Origin of the sequence: Corynebacterium sp. PCR 32, assembly GCF_037464985.1 — a bacterium.
GTDB lineage: Bacteria > Actinomycetota > Actinomycetes > Mycobacteriales > Mycobacteriaceae > Corynebacterium > Corynebacterium kroppenstedtii_D.
In genome coordinates, this window is the sequence record NZ_JBAHVL010000007.1 from 22342 (window position 1) to 42776 (window position 20435).

16 protein-coding genes and 2 tRNA genes are annotated in these 20435 nt (G+C 55.6%); 11 read left to right on the forward strand and 7 right to left on the reverse strand.

All coding sequences use genetic code 11. The features are described from left to right. Nucleotides 1–6: 6 nt before the first annotated feature. Genes V5S80_RS08700 through V5S80_RS08710 form a run of 3 tightly spaced genes read left to right on the forward strand, consistent with a single transcriptional unit; the run spans nt 7 to nt 4130 of the window. Nucleotides 7–2550: an ATP-binding protein gene (locus V5S80_RS08700; protein WP_395170380.1), complete on the forward strand. Its 2544-nt coding sequence runs from the start codon at nt 7–9 to the stop codon at nt 2548–2550. A gap of 5 nt (nt 2551–2555) precedes the next feature. Further along, nucleotides 2556–3275 (forward strand): response regulator, encoded by a 720-nt coding sequence (locus tag V5S80_RS08705; RefSeq protein ID WP_395170381.1) that lies wholly within the window; start codon nt 2556–2558, stop codon nt 3273–3275. A 54-nt stretch (nt 3276–3329) separates the two neighbouring features. Further along, nucleotides 3330–4130, forward strand: coding sequence for a hypothetical protein (locus V5S80_RS08710; RefSeq protein ID WP_395170382.1), 801 nt, complete (start codon nt 3330–3332; stop codon nt 4128–4130). A gap of 83 nt (nt 4131–4213) precedes the next feature. Here the strand turns inward: V5S80_RS08710 and V5S80_RS08715 are convergent, their stop codons facing one another. Beyond that, nucleotides 4214–4741, reverse strand: coding sequence for a CAP domain-containing protein (locus V5S80_RS08715; RefSeq protein ID WP_395170383.1), 528 nt, complete (start codon nt 4739–4741; stop codon nt 4214–4216). A 689-nt stretch (nt 4742–5430) separates the two neighbouring features. Here V5S80_RS08715 and V5S80_RS08720 point away from each other — a divergent pair. Continuing rightward, nucleotides 5431–5619, forward strand: coding sequence for a hypothetical protein (locus V5S80_RS08720; RefSeq protein ID WP_395170384.1), 189 nt, complete (start codon nt 5431–5433; stop codon nt 5617–5619). 95 nt (nt 5620–5714) lie between these two features. On the opposite strand, the gene leuA is transcribed toward V5S80_RS08720, so the two are convergent. After that, nucleotides 5715–7556: a 2-isopropylmalate synthase gene (leuA, locus tag V5S80_RS08725; RefSeq protein WP_395170385.1), complete on the reverse strand. Its 1842-nt coding sequence runs from the start codon at nt 7554–7556 to the stop codon at nt 5715–5717. 271 nt (nt 7557–7827) lie between these two features. After that, complete coding sequence (locus tag V5S80_RS08730; protein WP_395170386.1) at nt 7828–8676, reverse strand: DMT family transporter; 849 nt, start codon at nt 8674–8676, stop codon at nt 7828–7830. 215 nt (nt 8677–8891) lie between these two features. Here V5S80_RS08730 and V5S80_RS08735 point away from each other — a divergent pair, with 215 nt between their 5' ends. Together V5S80_RS08735 and V5S80_RS08740 are read left to right on the forward strand one after the other, a co-directional pair. Then, a complete protein-coding gene (locus tag V5S80_RS08735; protein ID WP_395170431.1) occupies nt 8892–10256 on the forward strand; it encodes an aspartate kinase in 1365 nt (454 codons plus the stop codon). Nucleotides 10257–10328: 72 nt separating this feature from the next. Beyond that, nucleotides 10329–11381, forward strand: a complete 1053-nt coding sequence (locus tag V5S80_RS08740) for an aspartate-semialdehyde dehydrogenase (RefSeq protein ID WP_395170387.1) — start codon at nt 10329–10331, stop codon at nt 11379–11381. A gap of 32 nt (nt 11382–11413) precedes the next feature. Here V5S80_RS08740 and V5S80_RS08745 read toward each other — a convergent pair whose 3' ends face one another. Further along, nucleotides 11414–12022, reverse strand: coding sequence for an RNA polymerase sigma factor (locus tag V5S80_RS08745; RefSeq protein ID WP_395170388.1), 609 nt, complete (start codon nt 12020–12022; stop codon nt 11414–11416). Nucleotides 12023–12223: 201 nt separating this feature from the next. Here V5S80_RS08745 and V5S80_RS08750 point away from each other — a divergent pair, with 201 nt between their 5' ends. Together V5S80_RS08750 and V5S80_RS08755 are read left to right on the forward strand one after the other, a co-directional pair. Continuing rightward, entirely contained in the window at nt 12224–13879 is a 1656-nt protein-coding gene (locus V5S80_RS08750) for a catalase (protein ID WP_395170389.1), read from the forward strand. Nucleotides 13880–13954: 75 nt separating this feature from the next. Next, entirely contained in the window at nt 13955–14386 is a 432-nt protein-coding gene (locus V5S80_RS08755) for an organic hydroperoxide resistance protein (RefSeq protein WP_395170390.1), read from the forward strand. 153 nt (nt 14387–14539) lie between these two features. Here V5S80_RS08755 and V5S80_RS08760 read toward each other — a convergent pair whose 3' ends face one another. Then, nucleotides 14540–15610 carry a histidinol-phosphate transaminase gene (locus tag V5S80_RS08760; protein WP_395170391.1) on the reverse strand — a complete coding sequence of 357 codons (1071 nt, stop codon included), beginning with the start codon at nt 15608–15610 and terminating at the stop codon, nt 14540–14542. A gap of 202 nt (nt 15611–15812) precedes the next feature. Between V5S80_RS08760 and V5S80_RS08765 the strand changes: the two genes are divergently transcribed. Both V5S80_RS08765 and V5S80_RS08770 read left to right on the forward strand, forming a co-directional pair. Then, a tRNA-Ser gene (locus V5S80_RS08765) sits at nt 15813–15897 on the forward strand. A 151-nt stretch (nt 15898–16048) separates the two neighbouring features. Continuing rightward, a tRNA-Arg gene (locus V5S80_RS08770) sits at nt 16049–16121 on the forward strand. 156 nt (nt 16122–16277) lie between these two features. Here the strand turns inward: V5S80_RS08770 and V5S80_RS08775 are convergent. Both V5S80_RS08775 and V5S80_RS08780 read right to left on the reverse strand, forming a co-directional pair. Beyond that, a complete protein-coding gene (locus V5S80_RS08775) occupies nt 16278–16553 on the reverse strand; it encodes a hypothetical protein (protein ID WP_395170392.1) in 276 nt (91 codons plus the stop codon). Between the two features lie 214 nt (nt 16554–16767). Beyond that, nucleotides 16768–18837, reverse strand: coding sequence for an OPT family oligopeptide transporter (locus V5S80_RS08780; RefSeq protein ID WP_395170432.1), 2070 nt, complete (start codon nt 18835–18837; stop codon nt 16768–16770). A 155-nt stretch (nt 18838–18992) separates the two neighbouring features. On the opposite strand from V5S80_RS08780, the gene V5S80_RS08785 reads away from it, so the two are divergent. Next, nucleotides 18993–20435: a GuaB1 family IMP dehydrogenase-related protein gene (locus V5S80_RS08785; protein ID WP_395170393.1), complete on the forward strand. Its 1443-nt coding sequence runs from the start codon at nt 18993–18995 to the stop codon at nt 20433–20435.

Sequence of the window (20435 nt, forward strand, 5' to 3'; positions counted from 1 at the left end):
GGTTTGGTGACCGCGGCAGAGCCCTCTCCCAGGGGGAAACTCAAGATTTATCTGGGGTTTGCTCCCGGTGTTGGCAAGACCTGTGCCATGTTGCATGAGGCGCATGAGCTTGCTGCTCAGGGGCAGCATGTGTTGGTGGGCGTGGTTGAGGATCACGGTCGTGTGCGAACTGCTGCTTTGGTGGAGGGGTTGGAGGTGTTGCCGCGGCTGTCGGGGGAGTCGCTGTCGGATAATCAGTATGGGGAGTTGGATGTGGGGGCGGTGCTTGATGCTCGTCCCGATACTGTGCTGGTTGATGAGCTTGCGCACACTGTTGTTGGTGGCCAGTCTGCTCCGGATGCTAAGCGGTGGCAGGATGTTCACCGGCTTTTGGATGCGGGGATTAATGTGCTGAGCACGCTCAATATTCAGCATGTGGAATCTCTTAATGATGTGGTTTTTGCCATTACTGGGGTGCGTCAGCGTGAGACTCTTCCTGACCGGGTGTTGCGTGAGGCTGATCAGATTGAGTTGGTGGATTTGTCGCCGGATACTCTTCGTGTTCGTTTGGCTCAGGGGCTGGTGTATCGTGCTGAGGCTGCCCAGCGCGCGTTGGATAATTACTTTCGGTTGGGCAATCTGACGGCGTTGCGTGAGTTGGCGTTGTTGTGGTTGGCGGACAAAGTTGAAGAGGGTATGGCGCAATATTGCGCTGAGCAGGGTTTGCGTACGTCGGTGCCGACGCGTGAGCGTGTGGTGGTGGGGGTGTCTGGTGCGCCTGGGTCTGAGGCGTTGGTGCGGCGTGGTGCGCGTATTGCTGGGCGGGTGGCGGATCGGGAATTAGTGGTGTTGCATGTGGCTGTGGAGGATACGCCGACGCCGTGTCCTCCTGAGGATTTACGTCGTTTGCAGCGTCTTACTGATGATTTGGGTGGGACGTGGCGAGTGATTTCTGGTGATGATGTTGCCGATACGTTGCTGGGTTTTGCGCATGCTCAGGGGGCGTCGCAGTTGGTGATTGGCCTGGGGCCGCATCGGTTGCGGCCGCGGTGGTTGTCGTCGGGTGGTGCGCAGTTGAGCCGTCAGATTATTAATCAGGCGGGGACGGTGGATGTGCATATTGTGGCGTCGCCGAAGGAGAAGGGCGGGGAGTTGGCGGTGGAGTCGCCGCAGGGGACGCCGAGTTATTTGAGTGCTGGTCGTCGTGCGTTGGGGTGGGTGTTGGCGACGGTGGTGCCGCCTGTGGTGACGTTTGGTTTGCTTCGTCTTAATCCTGGGCAGGATTATTTGGGGGTGGTGCTGCTGGGGTATCTCACGATTGTGGTGTTTGCTGCGCTTGCTGGGGGGTTGCGTCCGGCGTTGTTTGCGGTGGCGTCGGGGTCGATGTTGATTAACTGGTTTTTTACGACGCCGGAGCACACGCTGACGATTACGAAGACGGAGTCGGTTATTAGCATCGTCTTTTTTCTGATGGTGGCGGTGTCGGTGGCGTGGGTGGTGGATGTTGCTGCGCGTCGTACTCATCAGGCGCAGCGGCGTCAGCATCAGGCGATCATTATGGGGGATCTTGCTCGTGGTGCTTTGCATGAGGGGGATGATCTACCGTCTTTGTTGAGGCATATTAAGCAGACGTTTTCTTTGGATAGGGTGGATATTCAGCGTCGTGCGCCTGGTAGTCATCAGTGGGTGACGTTGGAGTCGACGTGTGATCGTGGGTTGGGGGATACGTGGGATCCTGGTCGTGATGGGCATGTGGAGCTTGGCCCGTCGGTGCGTCTGATGGTTGCTGGGCGCAGTATTACGTCGGAGCAGCTTGCGATGATTGAGGCTCATGGTGCGCGTATTACGGCGTTGATGCATCATCAGGAAATTGATGCTGCTCGTCGTGCGGCGGCGGCGTTGGCGACGAGTAATCGTGTGGGGTCGGCGTTGTTGGCTGCTGTTTCTCATGATTTGCGTACACCGTTGGCGAGTATTAAGGCGGCGGTGTCGGGGCTTTTGCTTGATGATGTTCCTTTGTCGGATGCGATGCGGACGGCTTTGATTGAGAGTATTGAGGGGTCTGCTGATCGTTTGGAGATTGTGGTGGGCAATCTTTTGGATATGAGCCGTTTGAATTCGGGGAGTATTACGGTGCATCGTCGTCCGTTGAAGCCGGCTGAGGTGGTGGCTGCGGTGTTGCAGGAGCAGCCGGAGTTTCGTGATGATGTGAGTGTGGAGGTTCCGTCAGATGTGCCGGCTGCGCTGGGGGATCATGGGTTGTTGCAGCGTTGTCTGGCTAATTTGATGAGTAATGCGTGTAGTCATGGGGCGGCTCCGGTGGTGGTGAGAGCGTGTGCGCAGGGTGGTGTGGTGGAGTTTCAGGTGATTGATCATGGTCCTGGTATTCCTGTTGAGCAGCGGGATTCGTTGTTCACTCCTTTTCTTCATCGTAGTGATAGTGGTAATGGGTTGGGTCTTGGTCTGGCTGTTGTGCATGGTTTTACTGAAGCTATGCATGGTTCGATTCGCGTGGGTGATACCCCGGGTGGGGGAACGACGATGACTTTGAGCCTGCCTCGGGAGAAGTGATGGTTATGAAAGATCTGCGTGTCCTGGTGGTGGAGGATGATACTGCGTTGGCTCGTGTGGTGCTTATTCATTTGCGTGCTCGAGCTTATGATGTGTCGGTGGCGACGACCGCTGCGGAGGCTGTGCGGTTGGCGCGTGAGTGGCAGCCGCACGCGATTCTTCTTGATTTGGGACTTCCTGATGCTAGTGGGCTTGGTGTTTTGCGGTCGTTGCGGTCGTGGAGTGAGGTGCCGGTGCTGATTATTTCTGCTCGGCATGATCATGAGGGGAAGATTAATGCTCTTGATGGTGGGGCGGATGATTATGTAACTAAGCCTTTTTCGATGGGTGAGCTTCTTGCTCGGTTGCGTGCGGCGTTGCGTCGTTCTCCTGTGAGGGAGGCGAAGCCTGTGGTGTGTACGGCGGATGGGCGGTTGCGTATTGATCTCGCTCAGGCACAGGTGTTTCGTGATGGTGAGCCGGTGCATGTGACTCCGCATGAGTGGGGGGTGGTGGCTTATCTTGCGCGGCGTGCTGGGCAGTTGGTGCGGAAGGCGGATTTGTTGAAGGCTGTGTGGGGGGAGAATTACGGGAAGGAGACGAATTATCTGCGGGTGTATCTTTCGCAGGTTCGTCAAAAACTTGAGGTGGATCCGGCGCATCCTCGTTATTTTCTTACTGAGCCTGGAATGGGGTATCGGTTTATAGGTGGTGGGAAGGTTTCGCAATCCCATGAGGGTGAGTAATTGTTGTGTATATAGTGGGGGTTCCTGCCATTTTGTTGTTGTGAAAGATGCTCAATGAAAATTATATTTCGCGCACTTTTGGTTGCGGGTGTGCTTGGCGATGTTCTCCTGGTGTGTGTTGCTTTGGGGGGAGGGTTGTCGGGGGTGTGGTTGGCTTGTCCTTTGTCGTTAACACTTGCTGCGTTAGGTGTGCTGTATGGGGGGATGGTTGCTGATAGGCGACGTCTGGGGTCGTGGGCGTTATCTCTGTCGGAGACTGCGGAGCGTTTCGGTGTTCCACGGAAAGCTCTTTCTTTGCAGGTTGCTGAGGTTCAGTCGTTATGGTCGGTGATTGGTATATGTCGTGGCTCGTTGTCGACAATTGAGGGGGAGGTGCATTCGGGTTATAAGGGTTTGAGGAGTGTTGTTTATTGTATTGTGGGGCTTGGTGTTGTTGAGATAGTGGTTGTTCACCTCGCTGTTCCGAGTGATCTGTGGCGGCTTATTCTTTTTGTTGTTAGCGTTTATGCGAATATTTTACTTCTAGGATTTTATTTTTCCGTTAAAATGAATCCACATATTGTGGCTGCGCATGGTGTTGTGGTTCGGAATGGGACGAGGTTTGTGTGTGAAATTCCGTGGGCGAATCTAGTGCGGGTATATCCTGCTCGTCCTGGGTCGGGTGGGGATCTAGTTATTAATGAGCATGGCGTGGCTAGGGTTCCGGTGCTCAGTGAGGTTAATGTCAGGATTGATATTGATCCCCCTGTCGCTGCCCAGGATGTACATAAGGGGGTGTCTGACCTCTCTGCGATTGAATTGTATTGTGATGATGGTCAGGCGTTTATTGACGCTGTCAATACAAAACGGAGCTAACATTCCATCTCGGTGGTCTGGCCCGGTGGCTTCGCAGTGTTGAGGGTGCTGCGAAGCCACTGTTGTGAGTCGGTGTTGGGTGTTTACTTGAAGTAGAAGCGTTGGACAACGTAGGTTTGTCCGTTGCGGCCTTTGGCGATTCCGACACCTAGGTAGCGGTATTTGGGGTTAACCATGTTCTGGAAGTGGCCGCTTGAATGCTCCCATGCGTCAACGGCTTGGGAAACGGGTCCCTGGTAAATGTTCTCTGCGAAGAACTGTGTCTGTACTCCATGGGAGTCGTGGTAGAACTTTCCGGTGTTAGCCATGTGTTCGGCCCATCGTTGTGCCCCGTTGTCGTTGGCTTTGACCTTTAGGGGTGCAACATGGTTTTTTGCGCGGACAGCGTTGGTTTGCTTCAGGATGTTGGCCTGCCAGGAGTTCTGGTTTTTGGCTGGGGAATGTGAGGTGTCAGAAACTGGCTGTGTGCTTGGTGCTGTCACTGTTTTGTGGGGGCAATCTCCTTTTGTCTCGGCTGCTGTGGCGATTCCGGCGGCACCGGTTGCGACACCAGCGGCAGCTAGTGCGAGGGTGGGGATTGACAGGGCAATTCGCTTCTTCAGAGTGGACATGGTGTCTCCTCCTTATGTAGGTCGATAGCTGCGATCGTTTGTCTTCGTGAGGTGCCGCAGCAGATGTGTGTTTTCTATGTAATGGGTTTCCAGGGCCGTCTGGTGTTGACGGCGTGACACTGTAACAACGCGGTGAAAAGTTATTTTCTCGGTGTTGTTATCTAGATAATTTGGATAACGCTCTGGTGAGGGGTGAGAGTGATTGTGGTATGGAGATTGATGTATATCTCATTCATTCTTCCCCCGTGTGAGTATAGTGGCCGATCCTATTGTTTTTCCTGGTTGGAGGGCCTGATTTCGAGCGTGGGCCCGATGGTAACAGGGTTTTGTTAAGTAGCAAAGGATATGCAGGTTTTTCTTTGTTTCTGGGGTATCTTTTGTTGTGGTCTAGCCTGTTTTTATTGGGGACTACATGCCTATTTTATATCAGGTGTGCTGCTTTATTTATCCTCTTAATTCACTTCAGATGTGCTATTGTATTGTGGGTGTACATCACTTCAGATGTGCTGCCGAGGTGTTGTTGGTATGTATTTGGGTATTAGTTTAATTCTTGGACCCAGTGTGATTGCGTGGTGTGATAAGAGAGTGGCTGCACTATGTGCCACGAACAAAAAGGAAAACGTGGTATCCAAGACTGCTCCACAGTCGATGAGGGTAGAGCTTATCTTTTTCTGAAGTGGAGTTCCGCGATGCTGATTGGATTTTGCATTAATAAGATACTTGCTCTTATTTCTATCCAACAATTTCAACGTGAGGTTCTCCAGAATGCTGGCACCATTCCTTTGACATCGATCATTGTGGTTGCGGTATTCGGGCCGGGGTGGGTGTTAATTTTTGGGGATAAAAATTCCGACGCCGACAATAAATCGATCAGGTAGTTGTCGTGTTCCCACGTGGGGAACACGAGGCGGGGATGTGGTGCCTCTGTGGCATCCCTGGGGGTTCCACGCGGTGGTGCTCTCCGCCATGATGTCTATGCGATTGTGTGTGCCCGGTTTGCTGCGCTGGTGATAGCTTTCAGTGAGGCGTAGGTGATTGATCCTGCGATGCCTACACCCCACACCTTGGTTCCGTCAACGTTGGCCAGGATGTAGGCGGCGGCTTCGGCGTCATCACCGGAGGTTCGCGAATGCTGCGAATAGTCCTGGACTTCGACATTGATGCCCACGGATTCCAACGCATCTGTATATGCAGCCACCGGCCCGTTGCCATGCCCCGTTATCGTTTTTTCTTCACCATCGATGATGAGGTGTGCCGACACCGTGGACTCGTGGTCGTCGTTGTGGCCACCATCGACGGTGATGCTGATCATGTCGATTGGTGTGTCGCGGTCTACGTATTCCCCAGCGAAAATGTCCCAGATGGCTGTGGAATTGATTTCCCCGCCCTCGGCATCGGTGATGGACTGAACCACTGTGGAGAACTCAACTTGCATGGGGCGTGGCATGGTGATGCCGTGGTCAGTCTTCATGATGTAGGCCACGCCACCTTTACCGGATTGGGAATTCACACGGATAACGGCTTCATAGGTGCGGCCAACATCTTTCGGGTCGATCGGCAGGTATGGTACTTCCCACGGCACCTGGGAGATCATCTGGTGGCGTTCGGGTTTGGTCCGCGCGGGCTCACTAGTGTTCTCGGATGCTTTTGTTGTGTCCATCATTGCTTCCAACCCTTTATTGATTGCATCCTGGTGAGAACCAGAGAATGCGGTGAATACGAGGTCACCACCGTAGGGGTGTCGCTCAGGGACACGCAGCTGGTTGCAGTACTCAACCGTCCGTCGAATCTGATCAATGTCGGAGAAATCAATGTGTGGGTCAACCCCCTGGGTCAGCATGTTGAGTCCCAGGGTGACCAAACACACGTTCCCGGTGCGCTCACCGTTGCCGAACAAGCAGCCTTCGATGCGGTCTGCCCCAGCCATGAATCCCAGCTCGGCTGTGGCAACGCCGGTGCCGCGGTCGTTGTGGGGGTGCAAGGATAAGATGATGGAATCCCGCCGGTTGAGGTTTCGGTTCATCCACTCGATGGAATCCGCGTACACGTTCGGTGTTGTCATCTCCACCGTGGAGGGCAGGTTAATAATCATTGGGTTATCCGGTGTGGGGTCCATGATGTCGATGACGGCATCGCACACCTCTTTCGCATAGCCCACCTCGGTACCTGTGAACGACTCGGGGGAGTACTCCCACCGCCATGTCGTCCCTGGATAATCCGCAGCGATGGACGTAATCAGCTTCGCGGCGTCTGTTGCGATCTTTTTAATTCCTGCTTTGTCTTTACGGAAGACGACGTTTCGTTGCAGGATTGACGTTGAATTATAGAAGTGGACGATGACGTTTTTCGCGCCCTTGCATGCCTCGAATGTGCGTCGAATCAGGTGTTCTCGGGCTTGGACTAATACTTGGATGGTGACGTCATCGGGGATCATGTCCTTCTCGATGATGTCGCGTACGAAATCAAAATCTGTTTGCGATGCTGAGGGAAAGCCGACTTCGATCTCTTTGTAACCCATGGTGACGAGCAGCTCGAACATTCGGCGTTTGCGTTCGGGGCTCATGGGGTCAATCAGTGCCTGGTTGCCGTCGCGCAGATCCACCGCACACCATACGGGAGCGTGGTCGATGGTCATGTCCGGCCAGGTTCGATCGGGCAGGGTGATGTGTTCCACCTCGGTGAAATATGGTTGGTAGCGGCCGGCCGGCATGTGCGAGGGTCGCTGTTTGTTCCACGATGGCTGATGCGGGGGGATCGTGCCATCTGGGGTGGATATGCGGGCAGGAGCGGATATGAATTCGTCAACAGAGTGCATGATGGACCTCGTTTGTTCTCCGGGATATGGATGAGGAGATTCCGACCGGCACAACACACTCCGCGACGGGGAGCCGATCGGCTACATCCGGGCCCCGCCGCGGCAGATAAGAAGACGAACCGCGCTGGTAGATGCTTCATAGTGGGAAGCCATAGGGATACCGTAGCATGGTGATGCTGTGCGCACGTGCGGTTGAGGAAACTGTATGTATCATTTCCGATGGCCCCCTTGCGTTGGGTGATCCTCGGGAATGTATGGCGAATCGCCGTGGTTAATCAACGCCTTTGCGGGAGAGCACGGTGGTGGACACGATCATGACGACGAGTGCAATGGCCATGACGATCCACCCGATACCGTGAACCTGGAAGTGTTCGCCCAGCACGACATAACCCAGGGTGAATGCGACGATGGGCTCTGTGATGGTCATGGCGGGCAGTGAGTTTTTGAGTGCGCCAGCATTGAATGATGATTGCTGGACGGCTGTTCCGATTGTTGCGCCGATGATGAGGGCGTATGTTTGCCAGGCTAGGAGCCCGCTGAGGATGCCTCCCTCAACGAAAACGTCGATGGCAGCTTTGGACAGGACGGCGACGTAACCGAAGACGGCGCCTGTCACAACACCGAGAAGCAATGCTTGTTCACGTCGGATTTGCCTGTAGGCGAATCGGTCAATGGCGGTGAGTACGGCGATGCCGATGGCGATGGCGAGGATCCACGTCATTAAGGGGGGCTGTGTTCTCCCCGGGAGTGGGCGGCCCAAGATCACGAGGATCGCGACGGCGGCAGTGAGGAGCCCGGCCCAGGTCATCTCTGTTAAGGACACTCGGCGTCCGTCGTATCGGGCGGACAGTGGGAGTGTGAACATGAGGGAGAGGACCAGGATTGGTTGCACGACGAGGAGCGTGCCGAATGCTAACGCGACGACTTGAAGGCCATATCCCCCCAATGCGCAGAATGTTCCCGCCCACCATAGTGGTTTGGTGATGACGGTGAGGATGGGTGCACCGCCGTTGTCGTCGTTGGGTACTTCTTCCGCGATTCGATGGCGTACGACGGTGCCCCACGCGATTGTCAGTGCGGAGGCAAGGGCGAAAAGGACGGCAAGGGCGTTATTATGCATTGATCATCAATTTAGTTGCTTAGTGTTTAAGGTATCCTCAAGAACACACGTGTCGTGTCGGTTGTTGTTGTGAAATCCGGTGTCGATTCTACTTGGTTCGGCCCTCGTGGTGGGCCGAGTATCGTCCGGATGGGGCTCATTATTTTTTTATCGTGGCTTCCCTTCACGGTGGTGTCCGTCATGTCGTCGGAGCGGATGAGGAAAGGCAGAACCCAGTGGCTCTAATCGTCCAGAAGTATGGTGGGTCGTCTCTTGAGAATGCTGAGCGCATTCGTCGAGTTGCCGAGCGCATCGTCGAAACGAAGAAAAAGGGACATGATGTTGTTGTTGTGTGTTCCGCAATGGGGGATACGACGGACGAGTTCCTCGATCTTGCGGCCCAGGTGAACCCGGTGCCGCCGGCGCGGGAGATGGATATGCTCCTTACGGCAGGGGAACGTATTTCTAATGCTCTGGTGGCAATGGCTATTGAGTCGTTGGGGGCTCATGCGCAGTCGTTTACGGGTTCCCAGGCGGGCGTGTTGACCACGGAGCGTCACGGTAATGCTCGCATTGTTGATGTTACTCCTGGTCGTGTTCAGGAAGCGTTGGATGAAGGCAAGATCTGCCTCGTTGCTGGTTTTCAGGGTGTGAATCGGGAAACGAAGGATGTTACTACCCTGGGGCGTGGCGGTTCCGATACGACGGCGGTTGCTCTTGCGGCAGCATTGGATGCTGATGAGTGTGAGATTTATTCCGACGTTGATGGTGTGTATACCGCTGATCCGCGGATTGTGCATAATGCTCGGAAGTTGGACACGATCAGTTTCGACGAAATGTTGGAGCTTGCGGCTGTTGGTTCCAAGATTCTGGTTTTGCGCAGTGTGGAATACGCGCGTGCGTTCAATGTTCCGCTGCGGGTTCGGTCGTCGTATAGCACTAATCCAGGCACGTTAGTGACCGGTTCAATGGAGGATATTCCTGTGGAAGAAGCAGTACTTACCGGTGTTGCCACCGATACGTCAGAAGCGAAAATTACTGTGTTGGGTATTCCAGATACGCCCGGGGAGGCGGCACGTATTTTCCGCGCCGTGGGTGATGCGGAGATCAATATCGACATGGTGCTGCAGAATGTGTCGTCTCTTGCTGATAACAAGACAGATATTACGTTTACCTGTCCACGTGCGGATGCTTCACGTGCTGTCGAAATGTTGAAGAAGTTGTGTGAGGGGCCGAAGCTGGAGAGCCCAACGGTGCCTGTGTCGGATACTCCAGCGGAGGCAGCGGTGGCGTCGATGCGGCCGGGCTCGGGTGCGTCGGAGTCTGCGGCGAATGCTCGTCCGCGTGTGTTGTTTGATGATCACGTTGGCAAAGTGTCGTTGGTGGGGGCGGGGATGAAGTCTCATCCTGGTGTCACGGCCGATTTTTGTGAGGCACTTCGTGATGTGGGTGTGAATATTGAGCTTATTTCGACGTCGGAGATTCGTATTTCGGTGCTGATTCGAGATACGGATGTGGAGAAAGCGACGCGCGCGTTGCATGATCGCTTTGCTCTTGGTGGTGATGATGAGGCCGTTGTTTACGCCGGTACGGGGCGCTAGTCTGGAGTTTCACTGCCAGGCTTAGGTGTGTGCTGGGCTTGGCTCCGTACTGTGTGTGGGAGGAGTCACCTGATGACCACCGTTGCTATTGTTGGAGCTACTGGGCAGGTGGGCCGTGTGATGCGGTCCATTGTGGAGGAGCGTCATTTCCCTTGTGATAGGGTTCGTTTTTTCGCATCGTCGCGGAGTGCGGGCAGGACATTGCCGTTCCGTGGTGATGATGTTGTGGTGGAGGATGTTGCTGCGACCTCGGATGAGGATCTACGGGGTATTGATATCGCGATTTTCTCTGCTGGTGGTGCGTTGTCGAGGGAACAAGCCCCGCGGTTTGCGGCGGCTGGTGCCACGGTGGTGGATAATTCCAGTGCGTGGCGTCAGGATCCGGAGGTTCCTTTGATCGTTTCGGAGGTGAATCCGGGCGATAAGGATAAGGCTGTTAAGGGGATTATCGCGAACCCGAATTGTACGACGATGGCTGCGATGCCTGTGCTTAAGATCCTTCATGATGAGGCTGATTTGCAGGTTCTTCATGTTGCGTCGTATCAGGCGGTGTCGGGCTCTGGTGTTGCTGGTGTGCGGGCGTTGAAAGAGCAGACTGATGCGGTGGAACAGTGCGTCGATGTGGATTTGGCTCATGATGGTTCGGGCGTGCAGCGTGTCATTGATAGCGAGGGTCTTGGTTATGGTCCGTATGTGGCGCCGATTGCGTTTAATGCTCTTCCGTTCGCTGGGAACTATGTTGATGATGGTTCGGATGAGACTGATGAAGAGCAGAAGTTGCGTCATGAGTCTCGGAAGATTTTGAACATTCCGGATTTGAAAGTCGCTGGTACGTGCGTGCGTATACCGGTTTTTACTGGTCATATGATGGTAGTGCATGCGGAGTTTGGTCGTCCCATTACGCCTGAGCGTGCCCGTGAGTTGTTGGATAAGGCGCCTGGTGTGGATGTTGTCGATGTGCCGACGCCGTTGGAGGCTGCCGGGGCTGATGATTGCCTTGTGGGGCGTATCCGTCAGGATCAGACGGTTGATGGTGGGCGCGGTTTGGTGCTTGTGGTGGCGGGGGACAATCTACGTAAGGGTGCTGCGCTCAATACGGTGCAGATTGCTGAGTTGCTGGTGTAGCTGGCGTTTGGCGTGTTTGTCGGGGGGCGTGCTTATCCGTGTGCGCGTGCGGGGCCTGTGTTGAGGTGGTGTTGGGGGTGTCCTGCCCGGTGGGTGGAGGCGGCGATGAGGTCTGCGCGTGCGCGGGCTACTCGTGACCGGATTGTTCCTACGCGTACGTCGACGATTGCTGCTGCTTCGTCGTAGGTGTATCCGAGGACTTGTGTCAGGATGAGTGCTTCGCGGCGGTCAGGGTCCAGGTTTTCCATGAGGAGTTGGACGTCGACCCAGTCTGACCAGGAGTTGTTTGCTGCGGTGTTGGTGGCAGTGTGTTGGTCGGCAACTGTTTCCCATTCTGTGCCGGTGGAGCGTGGTCGTGCCATGTCGTGGCGGACGCTGTCGACCCATACTCGTCGGGCGACGGATAGTAGCCATGTGCGTGCGCTGGAGCGGCCGGCGAATGTGGGGAGTGCGGACATGATGCGCAGGTAGGTTTCTTGGGTGAGGTCGTCGGCGCGGTCGGTGTCGGCGAGGTGGGCAAGGAGACGCCAGACGTCTTTTTGGGTGCGTCGGATGAATTCGGTGAGTGCTGCCCTGTCTCCTTGGCCAGCGCGGAGGGCAAGGGCTGTGACGAGTGCGTCGTCCTTGTCGTGTGCTGTCACGGTATTTACCATACCAAGTCTTTGGGGTGGTGCCGCTCTCGGGGTTCATAGAAAAGCTATGGATCACCTCTTAATTAATGTTAGAAACCTCTAGACGAACGGAACTTTAATAGGGTAGTGTCGGGTGTGTGACACACTGCTGGTGAGCCACCCACCCCTGATACTCACGATGTGGTTTCACCATTCAACGAAGGAGGAGTCATGTCTAACCATCATTCACACGATCAGAGTTTGACCTCAGATGACATCGCACAACGCGGTGTATGCCCCGTGACCGGCCACGGCACCCCCACCAACCACGGCCGGAACATCTCCACCCGGGTCAACGGAACCCCAAACCCGTCAGAAGAACACAGTGTGACCGTGGGCCGCGAGGGGCCCATTGCTTTACATGACGTTTCATTGGTGGAAAAACTGGCGCACTTCAACCGGGAACGCATTCCCGAACGCGTCGTACACGCGAAAGGCTCAGGCGCATTCGGCGAGCTAACAATCACCGAAGACGTCTCCGCATACACCAAGGCGGATCTGTTTCAGAAGGGACGAGTCACCCCCATGCTTGCACGTTTCTCCACGGTGGCAGGAGAGAAAGGCAGCCCCGACGCCTGGCGTGACGTCCGCGGTTTCGCTCTGAAGTTCTATACCGACCAGGGAAACTACGACATTGTTGGCAACAACACCCCGATCTTCTTCATACGTGATGGAATAAAATTCCCCGACTTCATTCGCTCCCAGAAGCGACTTGCGGCACGTGCCACGATCAATGCTGATATGCGATGGGATTTCTGGACGCGCTCCCCGGAGAGTGCCCACCAAGTGACCTACCTGATGGGCGACCGCGGTATCCCGAAAACATTCCGCAACATGGATGGTTTCGGCTCCCACACCTACCAGTGGATCAGTGCGAACGGTGAACGTTTTTGGGTGAAGTATCACTTCAAGACGCGCCAGGGCTGGGACTTCCTCACCGACGACGAAGCTGCACAGCTGGTCGGCGAAGACACCGACAGTCACCGGGAAGATCTCTATGCGGCGATCGAGCGTGGCGACTATCCCACGTGGGATCTGAAAGTTCAGATCATGCCATTAGAGGACGCAGCCGGATATAAGGTCAACCCGTTTGACCTCACGAAGACGTGGAGCCAGAAAGACTACCCACTGATCCCCGTCGGGCACTTCACCTTGAACCGGAACCCGGAGAACTTCTTCGCGCAGATTGAGTCTGCCTCGTTTGAACCCTCGAACCTGGTTCCCGGAGTTGGATTATCTCCAGACAAAATGCTGCTCTCGCGTGCTTTCGCGTATGCCGATGCGAAGCGGTACCGCCTTGGCGTCAACGCGGATCAGATTCCCGTGAACCGCCCAGTGTGCCCCGTGAACAGCTATGCCAAAGACGGTGCCGCTGTATACACCTTCCCACCGGCGACCGAGCCGACCTATTCACCCAACCGCTTCGAGCGTGGCGGCGGCTACATGGATGTTGACGGTACCGAGGCTGAAGGTACAGGCGCTGTGCACACTGACATCGCCCCTGGTGAATCGAAGTACGGTTTCGGCCGGGGTCAGGAATCCGGGGTGGGTGTTGCTGACGATATGGGCCTGTGGGATGAGAACTACGGCGGCGACCTCACCCGTGGTGCCTATGTCCGCCACCCCGATGATGACGACTTCTCCCAAGCTGGCGACCTCGTCCGCAATGTCATGGATGATGCCGCCCGTGACCGGCTAGCCAACAACATCGTTGGAGCAATGGCAGGTGTATCGGATCAGGTAGCTCGACAGGCGTTCACCTATTGGACCCACGTTGATGAGTGGTTGGGAGCTGAGGTGGAAAAGCGTTTCACCGCATCGAAGTAGGCCATGACATGAGCGTCGGATTTTCCGCGTACGGTAGATAATGACTTGTCGTGATAGATGACGTAAGGAGTTTGTATGTCTGATGCTTTATATACCGCACAAGTGACCGCAACCGGTGGTGGACGTGACGGCCACGTGGCGAGTAATGATGGGCATATTGACCTGGATGTTCGTCCCCCAAAGGAACTGGGTGGTTCTGGTGAGGGGACGAACCCGGAACAGCTGGTTGCTGCTGGCTGGGCTGCGTGCTTCAACAGCGCACTTCAATTGATTGTCAAAAAGAGCGGTATTGAGCTGGAAAAAAGCCCGGAAGTTGCCGTCGCGTGTTCCTTAATCAAGGACAAGAACGACGGTGGGTTTAGGATTCAGGCCTCCGTGGATGTGACGATCTTCGGTGTCTCTGAGGATCAAGCGCGGGATCTCGCGGAGAAGGCACACGCATTCTGCCCGTACTCGAAGGCATTCCGCGGCGACAGTGAGACTGTAGTCAACGCGCACGCAGCGTAGTAACGCCCCTGTTGCTTAGTCCTAACGCACGCCCCGCCGGTCGTTGCGATCGGCCTCGTGAAAGCCGGGCAGGATATCACTGTGAGAGATGACCGTGACGCCCCGTCGCCGTTGCCCTGACCCGATACACTGCGCCGGGCTTGTGGCAACGTGCTAGGCAATCGTACGGAGCGCGTCGATAAGCTGGTCAGTTTCCTCCGCCGTGGTGACGGTAATGCGGACGCCATCACCACTGAAGCAGCGCACAAGAATATGTTCTTTCGCGAGCGCTTCGGTGAAATCGTCGGATTTCTCCCCGAGTGCAAGCCATTGGAAATTAGCGTGAGACTCGGGGATATCGTCGCTCCTCAGTGCCCACCGCGATGAGGGGATGAATTCCGTGAGAAGAAAATCACGCAGCCGACGTCGCTGCGAGGCGGTGCGTGACACACGGGCCGTGAGGCTCTCTGGATCATTGAGGCACGCGATAGCCGCATCGTGGGCGAGAGTGCTCACAGAGAACGGAACCTGTGTGCGGTTGACTGCGCTAATAATGTCCGATGACCCCACCAGATACCCCACCCGTGCGCCCGCGAGGCCGTAGCACTTGGAGAAGGTGCGAGCAACACACGCATTCGGGTGACGCTGCACCAACCCTATGGAGTCAGGTGTGAGATCGTCGTCGGTGTAATCCAGGTAGGCCTCATCGATGCAGACGGTCACGTGGCCTGGGACGCGGGTGAGAAAACTGTCGAGTTCATCGTGACGCACGATCGTCCCAGTCGGGTTATTGGGATTACATAGGATAATGAGTGAGGTTGACTCGGTGATGGCCTCCAGCATCGCTTCCAGGTCATGTCGATGATGGGTATCAAGCGGAACCTGAATCGGGTTAGCACCGGCAATCCGACTGAGGATCGGGTACGCCTCGAACGACCTCCATGCGAAGAGTGTGGACTGGCCATCCTTGCAGGTAGCGAGAATAAGTTGCTGAAGAAGTGCTGAGGATCCACATCCGATGGCAACCTCATCAACGGTCACCCCATGGAGGCGTGCAATGGCGTGATGTAACGGCGACGTTGCCATGTATGGGTAACGGTTCATGCGTGGCGCTGCAGCCTCTATTGCCTCTATCGCAGCGGGAAGTGGGGGCTCAGATGTTTCGTTACTCGCTAAAACAAGTGCACCGTCAACTTTGTCACCGGGAGTATACGCGGGAAGGTGGTGTAAATCAGGGCGAATCATTCTCCTATCGTAATGTGGGGGAGCTGGCGATAGGGTCGGAAGGGCCGATGTCCCGGCATTGCACGCCATGATGATGGTGAAGAAACGCATCCTGCCCGGTGTCGGTGAGTGTTTGGTTTCGTGAGAGTCTGCCGTGTAGGATCTCTAGCGAACTTGGTGACGGTATTCTGCCATTCCGTGTGTGAAACCGTGCTGTGTTCGTGGAGGTGTGCCAGAGCGGCCGAATGGGGCTCCCTGCTAAGGAGTTGACCCGCAAGGGTCCGAAGGTTCGAATCCTTTCACCTCCGCAATAACAAAAGCGCCTACCGTACGTCTATCTGTATGGTAGGCGCTTTTGTGTATGGGTAGAACATTACGGCGGTGATAGAGTTTCCGTTTTTCCTGCTAGATGAATAAATTTGGGGGTGTGGTGGGAGCTGTGTAATATATTTCCCTGTTGCGCCCGTAGCTCAACGGATAGAGCATCTGACTACGGATCAGAAGGTTGGGGGTTCGAATCCCTCCGGGCGCACGATGACCCCAGGTGAAAACACGGTTTCCACCTGGGGCTTTATTTTTTTTAAAAGTGCGTAAAAGAAGTGCACCTGCACAGTGACAATACGACAATCCCCCCACACTCGGTGCGGGGGGATTGCTGCATCCACTCAGAGATAAACCACGGTGAACACTACTTCGATCCGGCACCAGACAAGGGCAGATTCACGTTAACGCCAGAGAGTGGAAGGTTGATATCACCGACGTTACCGGACAGTGGAAGGTTGATATCACCAACAGTGAATTCAAAATGGGGGGCAAAGTCGCCAACCTGCTGGGGAAGCTCAACGTTGACGGGCGCCGGTGGTGGGAGTGCAGGAAGTGACGGTGCGGGGATATTGGTGAGGTGGATAAGAACATCCTTGATGGGACCCTGGGTTATGTTGTTGATCTGGAAGAGGAAGTCCATCCTATGTCCTTTCGAGGGAGCTGTGTGTGTGGGGGGAGCTCGTTACGAGGTCACCCCGCGCCGCCGCCATCAGCTCAGCTGTGTTAGCTACTGCAGAATGACCATTGTTCAGAAGATAGTTTGGACACTAAAGCATCTCTGGGGGTTCCGCAACCAGAATAAAAGAATTCCCACCGACGAACGCCCCACAAGTGAGGGGAGCCCCTCGTCGGCATTATGTGTCCGACACCGGGGCCGACACAAGCCGCCTGGCATAGCGATAAGAACCCCCAATACCAGCGAGAAAGACCACAACACCAACGACGGCTGCCCCAGTCGCCCACCCTCCCGGTGCGATAGCCAACACATCGTTACTCCCAGCAGCGGCAATGATGCCCGCATTGAGCACACCGAAAAGGGACTCACCAACAATTAACCCCGTAGCCAGGAGAATTCCTAGACGATGGGCGAGTTCAGCGTGTGCTTGCTTGCGCGCCCACCGGTTGTAGACATACCCGATCACCGCACCGATCGGGATGATGACAGTCAGGGTATTGGGCAGGTACATGCCCATACCCACCGCAAGCCCTGGGAGCGAAAATTTTCCGCGGGATGTTGTGCTCACAATTTCATTGATGATGACAACAACCACACCAATGACCGCCCCCAGACCAATGAGAGACCAGTCTAAAGAATTCCCAAAAATGCCTTTAACCACTGACGATAAAAGCGCGGCTTGTGGTGCTGACAGCGCATCAGCACCAGCGCCAGGTGCCCCGGCGAATCCGAATCCAGACATCATCAGTTGAAGCACCGGCGGTATGATCGCCGATCCAAAGAGGACACCCACGATGAGTGCTAGTTGTTGTTTCCAGGGGGTAGCGCCAACAAGTTGTCCCGTTTTCAAATCTTGCAGATTATCGTTGGAAATCGTTGCCACGCCGAAAACAACGGTGGAGGTGAACAGAGTGTAGGCAATGAGGACATCGGAGTGGGACGATGATTCTGACCCCATGGCCACCTTGATAAGAAGCGCAGCCGAAATAACGACAATGATTCCAACACCAGAAATAGGGGAGTTCGATGCACCAATGAGCCCGGCCATATAGCCGCAAATACTGGCAACGACAAGACCAACCAGCAGCGTGTAGACAATACTGATGGCGATCAACCCGCCAGTATGGTGGGCAATTGATGTGTCTTTGACGAACAACCACAGAAGAACACCGATAGGAACCATGGACAGGACAGTGACCCCGAGAACAACGGGGAACGGGATATCTCTTTCGGTGATATCAACTTCTTGTCCTAAATGACGAGCCCTGGATGAGACCAATGACTCTTTAATTCCTGAGGCAATGGGGACGGTGATTTTGATGAGGGTCCACAGCGCCGCGACGGCCATCGTCCCGGCCCCAATAAAGCGGACATCACTGGAGAACGTGCTGGATACGATTCCCTCGAGACCTGATTCGCCAGTCCCCATGGGAATGTGGCCGGATGTGCGGAGGGGAAGGAGGACACCGTAGGAAATAAGAAGGCCGACGATCATGGCGAATCCGACGGAGAGCCCCACCAAATGGCCAACGCCAATGAGGGCTAGCGATAATGAACCACCAAGCATCGTGCCACCTGACCCAACGCGGAATGCTGTTGATACCTCCGAGGCCACTACTTTGAGAGCGGCGAGCAACGAGTAGCCACTCGACGCAAGCCCCCCGAGGATGATCATTCGTAGCCCCATGCGGTTTTCGTCGACGCTCGATGATCCCGACGTGGCGGGGTCACCTCCGGCCGCTGATGCCACAGTACCGCCGTTGGCCGTCCTCTCGTGCTCGTCGTCACGATGGCGTGCTGGCTTTTCTCCGACCTTGAGTACTTCGGCTGCTGCGACGCCTTCAGGGTAGGGCAGGGCCGAGTGGGTGACGAGGGCACGTCGGAGGGGAATCGAGTACATGACGCCCAGAATTCCACCAATCGCGCACAATCCAGCTGTCTGCCAATAGGGGAATCCTGACCACCAACCGATCATGACCAGACCGGGGAGGACGAAAATGATGGCGGATAGTGTTCCTGCAGCTGAAGCAATAGTTTGAACAATATTGTTTTCTGCAATGGTGTGGTCCGTGAAATTCCGCAAAATCGCCATGGAAATAACAGCGGCGGGAATTGATGTAGCGAAGGTGAGCCCGACTTTGAGGCCTAGGTACACGTTGGCTGCGGTGAAAACGAGGGTGATCAGCCCGCCGAGGATGATCGTTCGGAGCGTGAACTCTCGGGTTGGCGCCGGCCGCGTGGCCGCCATCGCGTGCACACTCGTCTGACGTTGTGCAGGGTCCGCGGGAGTGGGGGAATCGTTCTTGTCCACGATGAACTCTTTCTTCCAAGATCTTCCCCTGAGGGGAAGCGTACGAGCGGTATTTTACTTGCAGTCTGGCCAGGAGCCGTACGATAGGTTTTATGCAGTTTTTAAATGGTATGGTCCCGCAGTACGACCTCACCTACGACGATGTCTTCATGGTGCCGTCACATTCCACGGTCCGGTCTCGACAGACGGTGGATTTGCGCACCAACGACGGCACCGGAACAACCATTCCCCTCGTCGTTGCCAATATGACTGCTGTAGCCGGGCGACGCATGGCGGAAACCATTGCCCGCCGTGGCGGGCTGGCTATTATTCCGCAAGATGTTCCGGCGGATATTGTTGCCAGCACGATTGCCAGCGTGAAGGCTTCCCACCTCGTGTTTGATACTCCTATCACGGTGAAGCCACATCATACGGTGGGGTATACGCGTCACCTTGTGCCGAAGCGTGCGCATGGCGCTGCCATCGTCGTTGAGGACGACAAACCGGTGGGTGTGGTCACGGAGAAAGATTTGCGTGGCGTCGATAATTTTGCCCAGGTGGGGCGGCTGATGAGCACCTCATTGGTGACTCTTCGCGACGACATCACCCCGAAGGATGCGTTCGCCCAGCTATCAGAGGCGTCGCGGAAGCTTGCCCCGGTTGTGGGGAAGGATGGCTCGTTGAAGGGGATCCTCACGCGCACGGCCGCATTACGATCGACGCTGTACACGCCTGCTGTCGATCAGGACAACAAGCTGCGTGTTGGTGCGGCGATTGGTATTAATGGCGACGCCACCGGCCGGGCGACGGCATTGGTCGCATCCGGTGCGGATGTGATTGTGGTGGACACTGCACACGGCCACCAGCAGCAGATGATTGACGTTCTCCGCACCGTGAAGGCACTGGATTTGGGTGTGCCGATTGTTGCCGGAAACATTGTGACGGCGGATGGTGTCGAGGACCTTGTAGCCGCGGGTGCGGACATTATCAAGGTGGGTGTGGGCCCTGGTGCGATGTGTACGACCCGTATGCAGACTGGTGTGGGGCGCCCGCAGTTCTCTGCGGTGAAGGAATGCGCTGATAAAGCTCGTGAACTGGGGGTTCACGTGTGGGCTGATGGTGGGGTTCGTCACCCGCGTGATGTGGCCCTGGCGCTTGCGGCGGGAGCGTCCAACGTCATGATTGGTTCGTGGTTCGCTGGCACACTCGAATCACCGGGGGACCTGATCAAAGAAGATGATGGTCGAGCCTATAAAGAATCGTTTGGTATGGCGTCGCATCGTGCGGTGGAGCGCCGCAATGTGCACACTGAGGAGTTTGAGCGTGCACGTCGGTCGATGTTCGAAGAAGGAATCTCGCACGCCCGCATGTATGTTGATCCTGAACGCCCCGGTGTGGAAGATCAGGTGGACCGTATTGTGTCGGGTGTGAGGTCATCCTTCACCTACGCTGGTGCGAACACGATTGAAGCGTTTCGTGAGCAGGCCATCGTCGGAATCCAGTCAGCAGCGGGATATGCCGAAGGCCGGCCGCTGGCCTCATCATGGAAAGCGTAA

Bases quoted from the DNA above. Each gene is read 5' to 3' on its own strand.
- V5S80_RS08780 (WP_395170432.1), bottom strand. From the start codon at position 18,837: ATGGCGGCCACGCGGCCGGCGCCAACCCGAGAGTTCACGCTCCGAACG.
- V5S80_RS08760 (WP_395170391.1), bottom strand. From the start codon at position 15,610: ATGATTCGCCCTGATTTACACCACCTTCCCGCGTATACTCCCGGTGAC.
- V5S80_RS08740 (WP_395170387.1), top strand. From the start codon at position 10,329: ATGACCACCGTTGCTATTGTTGGAGCTACTGGGCAGGTGGGCCGTGTG.
- V5S80_RS08705 (WP_395170381.1), top strand. From the start codon at position 2,556: ATGAAAGATCTGCGTGTCCTGGTGGTGGAGGATGATACTGCGTTGGCT.
- leuA (WP_395170385.1), bottom strand. From the start codon at position 7,556: ATGCACTCTGTTGACGAATTCATATCCGCTCCTGCCCGCATATCCACC.
- V5S80_RS08710 (WP_395170382.1), top strand. From the start codon at position 3,330: ATGAAAATTATATTTCGCGCACTTTTGGTTGCGGGTGTGCTTGGCGAT.
- V5S80_RS08775 (WP_395170392.1), bottom strand. From the start codon at position 16,553: ATGGACTTCCTCTTCCAGATCAACAACATAACCCAGGGTCCCATCAAG.
- V5S80_RS08750 (WP_395170389.1), top strand. From the start codon at position 12,224: ATGTCTAACCATCATTCACACGATCAGAGTTTGACCTCAGATGACATC.
- V5S80_RS08755 (WP_395170390.1), top strand. From the start codon at position 13,955: ATGTCTGATGCTTTATATACCGCACAAGTGACCGCAACCGGTGGTGGA.
- V5S80_RS08730 (WP_395170386.1), bottom strand. From the start codon at position 8,676: ATGCATAATAACGCCCTTGCCGTCCTTTTCGCCCTTGCCTCCGCACTG.
- V5S80_RS08785 (WP_395170393.1), top strand. From the start codon at position 18,993: ATGCAGTTTTTAAATGGTATGGTCCCGCAGTACGACCTCACCTACGAC.
- V5S80_RS08715 (WP_395170383.1), bottom strand. From the start codon at position 4,741: ATGTCCACTCTGAAGAAGCGAATTGCCCTGTCAATCCCCACCCTCGCA.
- V5S80_RS08720 (WP_395170384.1), top strand. From the start codon at position 5,431: ATGCTGATTGGATTTTGCATTAATAAGATACTTGCTCTTATTTCTATC.